General features: G+C 60.6%; 11 protein-coding genes. 7 read left to right on the forward strand and 4 right to left on the reverse strand.

The features are described 5' to 3' along the window. Positions 1-375 precede the first annotated feature (375 nt). The 4 genes from CO666_RS14910 to CO666_RS14925 all read left to right on the forward strand — a co-directional run bounded on the left by CO666_RS14910 (position 376) and on the right by CO666_RS14925 (position 5913). Entirely contained in the window at positions 376-1779 is a 1404-nt protein-coding gene (locus CO666_RS14910) for a DHA2 family efflux MFS transporter permease subunit (protein ID WP_097612873.1), read from the forward strand. Between the two features lie 226 nt (positions 1780-2005). Further along, the gene (locus tag CO666_RS14915) at positions 2006-3880 is read left to right on the forward strand and encodes a methyl-accepting chemotaxis protein (protein ID WP_097612874.1); all 1875 of its coding nucleotides are present in this window, start codon (positions 2006-2008) and stop codon (positions 3878-3880) included. Positions 3881-3941: 61 nt separating this feature from the next. After that, the gene (locus CO666_RS14920; RefSeq protein WP_097612875.1) at positions 3942-4523 is read left to right on the forward strand and encodes a hypothetical protein; all 582 of its coding nucleotides are present in this window, start codon (positions 3942-3944) and stop codon (positions 4521-4523) included. A gap of 322 nt (positions 4524-4845) precedes the next feature. Beyond that, positions 4846-5913, forward strand: a complete 1068-nt coding sequence (locus tag CO666_RS14925) for a 3-deoxy-7-phosphoheptulonate synthase (RefSeq protein ID WP_097612876.1) — start codon at positions 4846-4848, stop codon at positions 5911-5913. A gap of 289 nt (positions 5914-6202) precedes the next feature. Here the strand turns inward: CO666_RS14925 and CO666_RS14930 are convergent, their stop codons facing one another. Then, on the reverse strand, positions 6203-6682 hold the full coding sequence (locus CO666_RS14930) for a hypothetical protein (RefSeq protein WP_245436792.1): 480 nt from the start codon (positions 6680-6682) through the stop codon (positions 6203-6205). 325 nt (positions 6683-7007) lie between these two features. Between CO666_RS14930 and CO666_RS34170 the strand changes: the two genes are divergently transcribed. Continuing rightward, positions 7008-7406, forward strand: a complete 399-nt coding sequence (locus CO666_RS34170; protein WP_179869689.1) for a hypothetical protein — start codon at positions 7008-7010, stop codon at positions 7404-7406. Positions 7407-7459: 53 nt separating this feature from the next. Here CO666_RS34170 and CO666_RS14940 read toward each other — a convergent pair whose 3' ends face one another. Both CO666_RS14940 and CO666_RS14945 read right to left on the reverse strand, forming a co-directional pair. Next, positions 7460-8290, reverse strand: a complete 831-nt coding sequence (locus CO666_RS14940) for a TolB family protein (RefSeq protein ID WP_097612878.1) — start codon at positions 8288-8290, stop codon at positions 7460-7462. A 63-nt stretch (positions 8291-8353) separates the two neighbouring features. Beyond that, positions 8354-10033, reverse strand: a complete 1680-nt coding sequence (locus CO666_RS14945) for an NAD+ synthase (protein WP_097612879.1) — start codon at positions 10031-10033, stop codon at positions 8354-8356. 176 nt (positions 10034-10209) lie between these two features. On the opposite strand from CO666_RS14945, the gene CO666_RS14950 reads away from it, so the two are divergent. Further along, the gene (locus CO666_RS14950) at positions 10210-10740 is read left to right on the forward strand and encodes a DUF1003 domain-containing protein (RefSeq protein ID WP_097613046.1); all 531 of its coding nucleotides are present in this window, start codon (positions 10210-10212) and stop codon (positions 10738-10740) included. Here CO666_RS14950 and CO666_RS14955 read toward each other — a convergent pair. Then, positions 10737-11135, reverse strand: a complete 399-nt coding sequence (locus CO666_RS14955; RefSeq protein WP_097612880.1) for a GFA family protein — start codon at positions 11133-11135, stop codon at positions 10737-10739. The genes CO666_RS14950 and CO666_RS14955 overlap by 4 nt on opposite strands. A gap of 305 nt (positions 11136-11440) precedes the next feature. Between CO666_RS14955 and CO666_RS14960 the strand changes: the two genes are divergently transcribed. Beyond that, a complete protein-coding gene (locus CO666_RS14960; RefSeq protein WP_097612881.1) occupies positions 11441-13279 on the forward strand; it encodes an ABC transporter ATP-binding protein in 1839 nt (612 codons plus the stop codon). Positions 13280-13285: the final 6 nt, after the last annotated feature.

The raw sequence follows: 13285 nt of genomic DNA on the forward strand, positions 1-13285 counted from the left end.
GTGGAGCTACACATTCCTCATTCCTGTGCTCGTCACAGGAATCCAGTGCGCCCAAATCCTTGGGCGCAAAAGGCTCTTTTTATTGAAGTATTGATTCATTCACGGCGCGGACGCGCCGTGGCTGGATTCCTGTGACGAGCACAGGAATGAAGGAGGAGAGTTTATCGATAGACCGTTGAGGGCAAGCGACGAAACTGCGAATCCCCCGATCGCCAGTGAAGGGATGGTGAGAGGCGCACCGCCCGCCCCGCGTCGGTTTGAAGCGGCCAGGAAAACCCCTTCATCGACAGTTTCCATGGCCTTGTCGCCACCGAAGGCGTATGGACCATGCAGTCCCTTGCAGCATCCCGGTTGCCCGTGCCTCGCCTCACGCCCATGATCCTTGCTGTCGCCCTGTTCATGGAACAGATGGATTCGACTGTGATCGCCACCAGCCTGCCGGCGATCGCAGCCGATATCGGCACCTCGCCGGTCGCGTTGAAGCTCGCCGTCACCAGCTATCTCGTGGCGCTGGCGATATTCATTCCGATCAGCGGCTGGATGTCCGATCGTTTCGGCGCACGCAATGTCTTTCGCCTGGCGATTTTCGTCTTCATGATCGGCTCGGTCGCCTGCGCCTTTTCCAATTCGATCGCGGCCTTCGTCGTCTCACGGCTGATCCAGGGCGCCGGCGGCTCGATGATGACGCCGGTCAGCCGCTTGCTCCTGGTCCGAGGAACGCCGCGTAACGAACTCGTCAATGCCATGGCCTGGCTCACCATTCCCGCCCTGATCGGCCCGATCATGGGACCTCCGATCGGCGGTTTCCTCACCACCTATCTCACCTGGCACTGGATCTTCTGGATAAACGTCCCGATCGGCGTCGCCGGCATCATCCTCGTCACGCGTTTCCTGCCGGCGATCGAGCCGCGCAGTCCGCGGCCGATGGACTTTCCCGGATTCTTCCTTTGCGGCATCGGCTTTTCCGGCTTCGTCTTCGGCCTGTCGGTCATCAGCCTGCCGGCCGTGCCCGTCGTCTACGGCTACGTCACGGTTGCGATCGGCATCCTTGCCGGCCTCCTCTATCTCCTGCATGCCCGCCGCGCCGCCTACCCGCTTCTCGATCCGAAAATGTTCCGCTATCCCCTGTTCCGGGCGGCGATCCTCGGCGCTTCGAACTTCCGCATGGGGCTCGGTGCCCTGCCCTTTCTGATGCCGCTCATGCTGCAACTCGGCTTCGGCCTGACGCCGCTGCAATCCGGTTCGGTCACCTTCGTCAGCGCGCTCGGCTCCATGGGATCGAAATTCGCCGCCTCGCGCACCTTCAATGCCTTCGGCTTCCGCACCGTCATATCGATCACCACTTTGCTGGCGGCGATCTTTCTCGGCATCAACGGGTTGTTCACCGCCGAAACGCCGCTGTTCCTGATCATGGCCTGCCTGCTGATCGGCGGTCTGTTCCGCTCCATGGCTTTCTCGGGCGTCAACGCCATGGCCTTCGGCGATGTCGACGATGCCGACAGCAGTCAGGCGACCGCAATCAACGCCGTGGCCCAGCGCATCTCCATGGCGATGGGTGTGGCGATCGCCGGCGGCATTCTTGAAATTTCCAGCAGCTTCCATGGTGGCAGGCTGCTGGTTTCGGATTTCCACATCGCCTTCTTCAGCGTCTCGGCAATTTCGGCCCTGGCCTGCATCACCTTCCTGCGCCTGCCGCGCGATGCCGGCGCGGAGCTGACGACGCGTCGCCGCAAACACCGGCAGGCCGAAGTCGAAGAGGCGATCGCGGAAAACAGCTGAGAGAAGCCGATCTCCCGCGTGATAGCGAAATAACACGCATGCGCTCCGACACCCATTCCACTTTATGATTTATTCACACCTCGCAGACACACTGCGTCTGCGCGTTTTGGGTCGCAAGGGGGACATGGGCATGAGTGCTCATGCTGCGACCGCCAGCGTGGATGCCCGTGTTGATAGGCCGGTCGAGACCATTTCCGACTGAGCCGCGTTTCGAGGCCCCCGCGGCATGTTCCGATTTTTAAAAACGATGCCCCTGACAGCCAAGCTGGCGGCGATTATCGTTGCCGTCAACCTCTGCGGCATTTCCGCCTTTGCCACCTATACATGGATGTATGAAACCAAGGCGTTGATCGATGGCGCCAAGGCGAACTGGTCCAAGGATGTCGAGCAGTTTGCGTCCCTGGCTGCCGGCGGCGTGAAATGGGGCAAGGCGAACGCCGTTCGCGAGGCCTATTCGCTCTACCGCGACGATCCCTCGCTCGACCTTGTTCAGTTTGCCGCCTTCAACGCTGAACCTGCCGCCGTCGATACGTGGACGCGCGACGGTATCGACGGCTTGCCGGCAACGGCCGATCTGGCAAAGGACCTCAGCGCCAAACCCGAAAAAACCACGATCGATGACAGCGGGATATCTGCCGGCGTCGTGACGATCATCGCGCCGCTTCCGCTGGATAAGGCCGGCAAGGCGACCGGCTACGTGGTGACGAACTGGTCGATCGAAAAGATCGCTGCCGAAGTCAAGCAGAAGGTGCTGATTTCGCTGCTGACGCAGTTCGTCATCACCGCCATGGCCGTTGTCGCTTTTCTTCTCGCCATGCGCAGCCTCGTCGGCCGGCCCCTCAGGATTCTCAGCGAAAGGATCAGCGCCTTGCAGAAAGGCGATCTGGCCTCTCCCGTCACCTACCGGGAAAATGGCGATGAGATCGGCTTCCTGGCGCGTGCCTTGGAAGTTTTCCGCAACGAGGCGATTGCCAAGATCGAAAGAGAGCAGGCCGCTGCCGAGCAGAGCGCCTCGTTCGACGCCGAACGCGCACGCAACACCTTGCTGACGGAAGAGGCCAGCAACGCTCAGCGGCTGGTGATGACAGCGCTAGCAAATGAATTGGAAAAGCTTGCCGCCGGCGATTTCTCGATACAGCTCGCCGATCTCGGTCCTGAGTTCGACAAATTGCGGCAGGATTTCAACAACATGGTCCAGGCGGTCGCCGCCGCGCTGACGGAGATCAAGACTGCCTCCGTCGCGGTTGAAGGCGGGTCGAGCGAGCTGGCGTCCTCCGCCGATCAGCTCGCCAGGCGGACAGAGCAACAGGCCGCCGCCCTCGAACAGACCGCCGCAGCCCTCGATGAGGTGACGACCACGGTCAGAACGTCGTCTGAGCGGGCCGAAAGTGCCGGCAAGCTGGTCGAGGAAACCAAGCGCAGCGCCCATGTCTCGGCAACGGTGGTACGCGATGCGATCGGAGCAATGGACAGGATCCAGACCTCGTCGAGCCAGATCGGCCGCATTATCGGCGTCATCGATGAAATCGCTTTCCAGACGAACCTGCTGGCGCTGAACGCCGGCGTCGAGGCGGCACGCGCCGGCGAAGCCGGCAAGGGTTTTGCGGTCGTCGCGCAGGAAGTGCGGGAACTCGCCCAGCGCTCCGCCAATGCGGCAAAGGAAATCAAGAACCTGATCAACGTATCCGGCCAGGAAGTGGCGGCCGGCGTCGGGCTGGTGAACGAGACCGGCGATGCCCTGTTGAAGATCGAGGAGCAGATCAACCGCATCAGCGACAGCATCGCCTCGATCGTCCAGTCCTATCGCGAACAGGCGACGGGCCTGCAGGAAATCAACGGTGCGATCAACCAGATGGATCAGGCGACGCAGCAGAATGCGGCGATGGTCGAGGAAACCAACGCGGCCTGCCAGGAACTGCGCATGCAGGGACGCCTTCTGCAGGACGCGGCCGGCCGGTTCACCGTCGCCGTCTCTGCCGCCAGCCAGCCCAAATCCGCTCAACCCGTTCGTCAACCTCGCCCGGAACAGAGGAGCTTTTCGCAGCGCCATGCGGGTAACGCCGCCGTCGCCGCCTCTCCCGGCGCCTGGGAAGAGTTCTGACGCCAACTTCGTTCGATAAGCCTTTAATCCTCAACACCCAAAAATCGGGAAGGGAACAGATATGAAGAAAGTTATGACCGCATTGCTTTTGGCCTGTACGGCAGTCGCCATGCCTATGGGCGTATCCATGGCGCAGGATGCGAAGCTTGCTCCGATCGCCGACTACGTGACGAGCGACATCAAACCCTGGCTGAACGACCTTGCGATCATCGAGGCCATCAAGGCGCAGAATGCCGCAAACGCCAATCTCAGCCAGTCCGATATCGACGCCCTCGACAAGAAGTGGCGCGCCGAGGTCGATGGTTCCGACCATTCGATGATCGACGGCGTGCTCGGCAATGCGCTGTCGAAATTCCTGCAAGAAAAGAAGGCTGCGTCCAACGGCAAGATTGCCGAGATCTTCGTCATGGATGCAAAGGGGCTGAATGTCGGCCAAAGCGATCCCACCTCCGACTACTGGCAGGGCGACGAGGGCAAGTTCCAGAAATCCTTCGGTGCCGGCAAGGACGCCGTCTTCGTCGATGAGATCGAAAAGGACGAATCGACCCAGACGCTGCAGTCGCAGGCAAGCGTCACGATTTCAGACGAGAAGGGAACGCCGATCGGCGCCATCACCGTCGGCGTCAACGTCGACGCTCTCTGATCTCAGATTCTGCGTTCATATCGCCCGAAAGCAGCGCGCTTTCGGGCGATATGCTTGTTGCCTCTCCGCGGGAGCGATTGGTCGTCCCGCAGCAGCCGGATTCTCAAGCCGCAAATTCCGCGTGACATCACGCGATTGCGACGCTACACCAGCCTGATGTCGACCACTTCGATCTACGCCTCGCGATTTTATTGGTACCGCTGCTCAGAGCGGATGCGGGTCTATGCGTAACTGAAGTCGACGCGACGACAACCCGAACAGCCGCTAGTCTACCTGGCGGCTTTTTTGTTCCGCGCGGGTATGACCAAACAGGAGCCATACCGTGTCCGATACTATTGATGATCTGCGAATTCTCGAGATCACCCCGCTGACCAAACCCGCCGATATCATTGCGGAAATCCACCGCGACGCTGTTGTCACCGAGACCGTGACCAGCAATCGCGATGCGATCCATAAAATTCTCCAGGGCGACGACGATCGCTTGGTCGTCGTCATCGGCCCCTGCTCCATCCATGACCCCGTTGCCGCCCGGGACTATGCCGCGCGGCTTCGGGAGCAGCGACAGCGCTTCTCCGACGATCTGGAAATCGTCATGCGCGTCTATTTCGAAAAGCCCCGGACCACAGTCGGCTGGAAGGGACTGATAAACGACCCGCATCTCGATGGCAGCTACCGCATCGAGGAAGGCTTGAGGATTGCCAGACGCCTACTGCTCGACATCAATGCCATGGAGCTTCCGGCCGGTGTCGAATTCCTCGACACGATCACGCCGCAATATATCGCCGACCTCGTCAGCTGGGGCGCGATCGGCGCCCGCACGACCGAAAGCCAGATCCATCGCCAGCTCGCCTCCGGCCTCTCCTGCCCGATCGGCTTCAAGAACGGCACCGATGGCAGCGCCCGCGTCGCCCTCGATGCGATCCTGGCCGCCTCGCAGCCGCATCATTTCCCCGCCGTCACCAAGGACGGACAGGCGGCGATCGCCTCGACGAGGGGCAACGAGGACTGCCACATCATCCTGCGCGGCGGCAAACAGCCGAATTATGAGGCGACCGATGTCGAAGCGGTCACCAGCGAAGCCGTCAAACTCGGCGTCGCCCCGCGCATCCTCATCGATGCCAGCCATGCCAACAGCGGCAAGGACCCGATGAACCAGCCCCGCGTCGTCAAATCCGTCGCCGCGCAGATCGCCGCCGGAAACGGCGACATCAAGGGCATGATGATCGAAAGCAACCTCGTCGCCGGCCGCCAGGATCTCATTCCCGGCAAGCCGCTGGTCTACGGCCAGTCGATCACCGACGGCTGCATCGATTGGGACATGTCGATTACGACGCTGGAAGACCTGGCAAAATCCGCCCGCGAGCGGCGCAAGGCAGCTGTCGCTGCCTGATTGGCCGCATCAGTTGCCCGAGACAAACCTCGCCGCCCATTCACAGGGCGGTGAGGGTGTCCCCCTGTCCCATCTGCCTCTACTGGTAGAGGCGAAGATCATGGGCCTCGCTCATAGCTCCGACAGCCTCGGCGCTCTGCCGACCAGGCGGAGACGAACGGCCATACCGGATTCTATGAGAATGGCCGCACTGTGCATGCCCGCCACCGTCGGTCTGGCGACGCTCGGGCTCGTGCCGGCAACTGGATCGAGGTCGAACACCCCGTAGAGCTGAACGATTGGGCCGGCATCAAGGCCGGCGCTGCTGTAAAAAGTCAAGCTCATCGGGGAATTTTGAGTAGTTACAATTGTTCAATGAAAAGAAGGACACGTCGCTGTTTATTTTGTTGGCCGAAAGTTCCCACTCAAAGGTGTCATGGCCACCCATCCCAGTTGTCAAAGCCATTATGCTTAGCTCAAACATCCTTTCCGGAGGAGGATAAGGGACACCATACAATATCGCCTCCTTATCGGTGAAGGCGCCCTTGATAACCCTCTTGATCTCTAAGTCGACCCGTATCATCCGTTTCGGAAAATCTCGGGGGAGCAACAGACCGGACTCTCCGATCGAGAGCGATTTCACGCGTGCCTCGACCACGATCTTGGCATTCGCCAGCGTATTTCCGCGACAGGGAGGCGTTGCCGCTGCCATACCTGGAAAGCAAAGCATCAGTACAAGAACTATCTGCATACGGAGTCGCATAGCTGAAATTACAGGCATATTCGGCATCGATTTCCCCATTTATGGCCAATGCCTATTTCAGAACGATTGCGTGAGGCTTTATCATGATGCCCGACCTCGATAAAACGCGCTCGATTGCGATCGAGACGCTAAACAAAGGCGGGCCTACCCTAGCGCCTCTCATAGTGCCGCCAGGGGGATCGCTTCAGGTTAATTTCGGCTAACGAAGTGCTGGACATCGCCGGCGCAGGATCAACCAAAGGCCGCCAGAATTGACCCCTCAGTAACCTGAAGCGATTGCCCTGATAGTGCCGCCTTTACCTATTGACCGTCACGGGATCTGAGTTCAAGGATCGAGGTTCCGGAAACTAGCTTGTCGATTGTTTCCTTGCTTTCAGTACGCGTGGCATTTGCAGGTATTGGAATCTGGAGCGGTTTTCCGAAAAATAGAAGCGGGTCCATGATATGCGGCGATGAGACAACGTTTTTGTTGACTAGGACATCTATGTCCGTACCGACCTGGCGCCGGGTGAATTTTGACAAATCCTTCGAGCTGGCCAGCGTAAGAGTTAGCATAATTTGGTCGCCCATGTTGGACGGCGCGACCTCTCCGCCCGCGACCAATATTTTGACCGTTTCTGCAGCGGCCAAACTCACCCATGCGACTGAGCACGAAAAGACGAGTGTGGCTATAATTGCTTTCATTCCATTTTTCGCTGCAGTTTTGATCACAGCTTTCCCGATCATGCTTGATACGCAACGTCTACAGTGAAGCCGCAAAGCCGTCATGCTACCGCCCCCTCATCAAATGGCGGTGCGCGGCTCTCAAAACCTCACCGGGAAATATCTGACATAAGCAAATTCATCACCATCCGGTGACCAGCAGGGCACGTTGATCGTGCCCTGCCCGCCGAACAGCTCGAACAGCGTCTTCAGATTGCCGCCGTCCATATCCATCAGCCGCAGCCGCACGTCGAGATCGCGCGGATGGTCGAAAACCGAGGGGTCGTAGGACAGGATCAGCACCTTGTCGTTTTTGGGCGACGGATGGGCGAACCAGTTGCCCTGATTGTCCGAGGTGACCTGCTCGAGCCCGGTGCCGTCGGGGTGAATGCGCCAGATCTGCATCAGCCCGGTGCGGCTGGAATTGAAATAGATCCATTGGCCGTCGGCGGAATAATCCGGTCCGTCGTTGCGGCCCTCGCCATGCGTCAGCCGCGTCTCGACGCCGCCCTCGACGGAGATGGTATAGATATCGAAGAGGTCGTCGCGAATGCCGCAATAAGCCAGCTGACGCCCATCCGGCGACCAGCCGTGCCAATAGGAGGGCTGGTTCTGGGTGACGAGCCGCGGCCTGCCGCCCTCGACCGGCAGCACATAGATCGTCGATTTGCCGAATTCGGTCTTGTCGGAGATGACGATCTGGGTACCATCCGGCGAAATGCCGTGATCATTGTTGCAGTTGACGGCAAAGCCGGTATCGACCTGGGTGACGTCGCCACCATCGAGCGGCAGCCGGTAGAGCAGACCGTCGCCGTTCAAGAGCAAGTAGGAACCGTCAGGCGAGAAGTTCGGCGCCTCGACCAGCCTGTCCGTCTGCCAGACTTCGCGGGCCCTGCCCGTTCTGACATTGTAGATCTCGACCGAACTGCGCATGACTGCCTCCCTTATATCCCGATTGCGCTAGCAATCCCGACGCCGTCAGCAATCCCGATTGCGCTAACGATCCCGGAACCGGTTGGTGATCGGATAGCGCCGGTCGCGCCCGAAATTCTTCTTGGTGATCTTCACCCCCGGCGCCGATTGGCGGCGCTTGTATTCGGCGAGATAGAGCAGGTGCTCCACGCGGTGAACGGTGGCGACGTCATGGCCGCGCGCGACGATCTCCTCGACCGCCATCTCCTTTTCGACAAGGCATTCGAGAATATCGTCGAGCACCGGATAGGGCGGCAGCGAATCCTGATCCTTTTGGTCGGGACGCAGTTCGGCCGATGGCGCCTTGTCGATGATATTGCGCGGGATCACCTCGCCGGAAGGACCGAGCGCGCCGGGCGGCACATTCTCGTTGCGCCAGCGCGACAGCGCATAGACCTGCATCTTGTAGAGGTCCTTGATCGGATTGAAGCCGCCGTTCATGTCGCCGTAGAGCGTGGCGTAGCCGACCGACATTTCCGACTTGTTGCCCGTCGTCACCACCATCGAGCCGAACTTGTTGGAGATCGCCATCAGGATGACGCCGCGCGCCCGGCTCTGCAGGTTCTCCTCGGTTATGCCGCTGTCCGTTCCCTCGAAAAGGCTGGCGAGCGCGCTGCTGAAACCCGTCACCGGCTCTTCGATCGGCACGATGTCGTAACGGCAGCCGAGCGCCTTGGCGCAGTCGGCGGCATCCTTCAGCGAATCCTCGGAGGTATAGCGGTAGGGCAGCATGACGGTGCGCACCCGCTCTTCGCCGAGCGCATCGACGGCGATTGCCGCGCAGATTGCCGAGTCGATGCCGCCGGAAAGCCCGAGCACGACGGTCTTGAAGCCGTTCTTGTTGACGTAGTCGCGAAAGCCGAGCAGGCAGGCCCGGTAATCGGCCTCCTCGCCTTCCGGGATATGCGCCATCGGCCCTTCGGCGCAATGCCAGCCGGCCGCGCCGCGCTTCCAGGTGGTCACCGCAAGCGCGGTCTCGAACTGGCTCATCTGGAAGGCGAGCGACTTGTCGGCGTTGAAGGCGAAGCTCGCCCCGTCGAAGACAAGCTCGTCCTGGCCGCCGAGCTGGGCGGCATAGACCAGCGGCAGGCCGGTCTCGATAACCTGCTTCAACACGACCTGATGGCGGATATCGACCTTGCCGCGATAATAAGGCGAACCGTTCGGCGACAGCAGGATCTCGGCGCCGCTTTCGGCCAGCGTCTCGCAAACGCCGAGATCGCCCCAGATATCCTCGCAGATCGGAATACCGATCCTGATGCCGCGGAAATTCACCGGCCCCGGCATGGCACCCTGATGGAAAACGCGCTTTTCGTCGAATTCGCCGTAATTCGGCAGATCGACCTTATCGCGCACGGCGATCACCTTGCCGCCGTCGAGCACGGCAACGGAGTTGTAGCGCCCGGCCTCGTCCTGCCGGGGAAAACCGATGATGACGCCCGGCCCACCATCGGCGGTATCGGCCGCCAGGCTCTCGATCGCCTTCCAGCAGGCGCGGATGAAGGCCGGCTTCAACACCAGATCTTCAGGCGGATAGCCGGAGATGAAAAGCTCGGTCAGGACGAGCAGATGCGCGCCCTCCCGGGCAGCGTCGGCACGCGCCTCACGCGCCTTGGCGAGATTGGCTGCGACATCGCCAACCGTGGGATTGAGCTGGCCGATGGCGATACGGAATATATCAGAGAGAGCGTTTTCCTGTGTCATGTCATTTATTTAGCCTGCAGCTTCCGCAACGGCAACATGTTCGCTGCGAAAGCGCCACCCGCCGGGGACGAAATTTTTATGAAGGTGCGCCAGAGCGCCGCGGGGCTCGATACACATTGCAATTTATGGACGGAGCGGAATACTGCGCCGAAAGCGACAGCATCGGAAACACGGCCATGAATAACTTTTCGAATTTCGTGCACCATCATTTCGACAAGCCAGCCGAAGAGCTCGGCGCAATCGAGAAGCGCGTGCTGGCGAAAGCGCACGCGCGCAAGATCATTTCGACCGACGTCAATGCCGCCTTCTCCGCCGAGGCGTCATTCGGCGAGCGTGTCGCCGACGGCATCGCCCGCGTCGGCGGCTCCTGGTCCTTCATCATCGCCTTCCTCGCCTTTCTCGTCGTCTGGACGCTGATCAACACCATCATCCTGGCGACCGGCGCCTTCGACCCCTACCCCTTCGTCTTCCTCAACCTCATTCTGTCGATGCTTGCCGCCATCCAGGCGCCCATCATCATGATGTCCCAGAACCGCCAAGCCGAACGCGATCGCTTCGAGGCTGCCAAGGATTACGAAGTCAACCTCAAGGCCGAGCTCGAAGTGCTCTCCCTGCACCAGAAGATCGACATGAGCGTGCTGACCGAACTGACGGCGCTGCGCGAGGATGTGGCCCGCCTGAGTGCTGCGCTTTCTGCCAAAGGCTAGACGGGATACCTGTCATATTGGGGCAGCCCATCCGATATCTCGTAGAAATCGCCCTTGTCGGCGCAGTAGATATGATGGCTGAAGGCAAGGCCGGTGGGTTCGTCGAAAGCCCCGGCCAGAATTGAAATCTCAGGCGATTCATCGCCTTGCCAGAACAGCGCCGAGCCGCAATTCGAGCAGAAGCCGCGTTGCGCCTCTTGGCTCGACCGATACCAACGCACGACGCCTTCCTCTTCCACCGAAAGCGACGTGCGCGGCACGTTGACCGCGGCATAATAAAAACCCGTCTGCCGGCGGCATTGCGAACAGTGGCAACCGACGACAGGCCCGAGCTTCCCTCGAATTGAAAATCGTACGGCCCCGCAAAGGCAGCCACCGGTGTGTTGTGTGCTCATGATCGCTCTCTCCTGGCTCGTCGAGAAGGTGCGGCCACTCGGCCCTGTCGTCAAATCCATTCGCCTGAACGAATGATCAGAAATCTTGAAGGTGCAGGCTCAATGTCAGCACCGACCCAAGCGTCCCCCGACTCCTCGCTGTTGCCCGTCGACAACACCGGGCCATCTCCTCGCGTCACCGCGTTGAACCGAACGCCGTTCTGGGTGATACTATAGGCTCAATTTATTCAACCGCCGGGAGACTGACATGAAAGCGACCCTGTCCAAACAGAAAGGAAAAATCCCCCACAAGGACAATCAGCTTCATGAACATTTCGTTCTCCCGCGCGAGGAAAAGCTCGCGACACCGTAACCGCTTCCTGAAATTCTTCCGCGACGATGCGAATGCCGCCGACCGCGGCCGGCGCTGGTCGCGTATGCGCAAATTCCTGTCCTACTATCGCCCGCACCTGCCTTTGCTGCTGGCGGATCTGCTTTGTGCCATCCTCGTCGCCGGCACGGCGGTCGCCCTGCCGCTCTGCGCCAATGTCGTCACCAGCCGGCTTCTGGCCCTAGCCGACGCCCCGCAGGCCTTCGCACACATCCTGGCGATGGGCGGCGTCATGCTGGCCGTTCTGGCGGTGCAGATGGTCGCCATCTTCTTCGTCGATTATCGCGGCCACGTCATGGGCGCCCGCATCGAGGCGACGGTCCGGCAGGAACTCTTCGAGCATTGCCAGAAGCTCTCCTTCAGTTTCTACGACCGCCAGCGTACCGGCCAGCTGATGAGCCGCATCACCAACGATAGCCTGTGGCTGGGAGAGCTCTTTCACCATGGCCCCGAAGATCTTTTCATCGCCGTGCTGAAATATGGCGGGGCCATGCTGGTGCTGTTCTTCATCGACCCGCCCTTGGCTGCCCTCATCCTGCTGCTCACTCCGGTCGCAGTCGCCTATGCGCTCTATTTCAACCGGCGCATGAACCATGCGCTCGAAGCCAGCAAACGGCAGATCGCCGCGGTCAACGAGCGTGTCGAGGATGCGCTGGCGGGTATTCGCGTCGTCCAGTCCTTCGCCAACGAGGCGCTGGAACGGCAACGTTTCGCCGAGCAGAACCGGCGCTTCCTGCAAAGCCGCGCCGATGGCTACCGCAGCGAAGCGTGGTTTTCGGTCGGCACCGAAACCTTCGCCCAGCTCATCACTATATTGGTCATTGTCGTCGGCGGCCTGCGCATCCTGGCAACGGAACTCACCGTCCCCGATATGCTGACCTTCCTGCTCTGCGTCGCCGTGCTCGTCGATCCGGTGCAGCGGCTCGCCAATTTCGTGCGCCTCTGGCAGGAGGGCTATACCGGCTTCATCCGAGCCATGGAAATCCTGGAGATCGCTCCCGATATCACCGATCGGCCGGACGCGCGTCCGATGCCGGCGCCGCGAGGCGAGATCAGTTTTTCCGACGTCGCCTTCGGTTATGAAGCCGATGGTCCCAGGGTGTTGGAGCGGCTGTCACTTACCATCGCCCCTGGGGAGTTCGTCGCCCTGGTCGGACCTTCGGGAGTCGGCAAGAGCACGCTTTGCGCACTGATCCCGCGCTTCTACGATGTCGAGGCGGGCGCGATCCGTATCGACGGCACCGATGTAAGAAACGTCACGCTAGCTTCGCTCCGACGTCATGTCGGGGTGGTGCAGCAGGATATCTATCTCTTTGCCGGCACCGTTGCGGAAAACCTGCGCTACGGCAGGCCGGATGCGACAGATGCGGAGCTCGAAGCGGCCGCCCGCGCCGCCAATGCGCACGACTTCATCATGGCCCTGCCCAATGGCTATGATACCGATATCGGCCAGCGCGGCGTCAAGCTCTCGGGCGGCCAGCGCCAGCGCATCACCATCGCCCGCGCCTTCTTGAAAAATCCGGAAATCCTGATTTTCGACGAGGCGACCAGCGCGCTCGACAATGAGAGCGAATGGGCGGTGCAGCAGGCGCTGCTCAGCCTGGCGAACGGCCGGACCACCCTGGTCATCGCCCACCGCCTGTCCACCGTCCGCCATGCCAATCGCATCCTGGTCCTGACGGGTGACGGCATCGTCGAACAGGGCACGCATGACGACCTTATGGCGCTAGGCGGTGTTTATGCCAACCTGCACAGCGTTCAGGCGAGTATATGAAACTAA

This window comes from Rhizobium chutanense, from assembly GCF_002531935.1.
Classification (GTDB): domain Bacteria; phylum Pseudomonadota; class Alphaproteobacteria; order Rhizobiales; family Rhizobiaceae; genus Rhizobium; species Rhizobium chutanense.

Coding starts and splice junctions, on each gene's coding strand:
- CO666_RS14910 (WP_097612873.1), top strand. CDS start 376: ATGATCCTTGCTGTCGCCCTGTTCATGGAACAGATGGATTCGACTGTG.
- CO666_RS14915 (WP_097612874.1), top strand. CDS start 2,006: ATGTTCCGATTTTTAAAAACGATGCCCCTGACAGCCAAGCTGGCGGCG.
- CO666_RS14920 (WP_097612875.1), top strand. CDS start 3,942: ATGAAGAAAGTTATGACCGCATTGCTTTTGGCCTGTACGGCAGTCGCC.
- CO666_RS14930 (WP_245436792.1), bottom strand. CDS start 6,682: ATGCCGAATATGCCTGTAATTTCAGCTATGCGACTCCGTATGCAGATA.
- CO666_RS14940 (WP_097612878.1), bottom strand. CDS start 8,290: ATGCGCAGTTCGGTCGAGATCTACAATGTCAGAACGGGCAGGGCCCGC.
- CO666_RS14945 (WP_097612879.1), bottom strand. CDS start 10,033: ATGACACAGGAAAACGCTCTCTCTGATATATTCCGTATCGCCATCGGC.
- CO666_RS14950 (WP_097613046.1), top strand. CDS start 10,210: ATGAATAACTTTTCGAATTTCGTGCACCATCATTTCGACAAGCCAGCC.
- CO666_RS14955 (WP_097612880.1), bottom strand. CDS start 11,135: ATGAGCACACAACACACCGGTGGCTGCCTTTGCGGGGCCGTACGATTT.
- CO666_RS14960 (WP_097612881.1), top strand. CDS start 11,441: ATGAACATTTCGTTCTCCCGCGCGAGGAAAAGCTCGCGACACCGTAAC.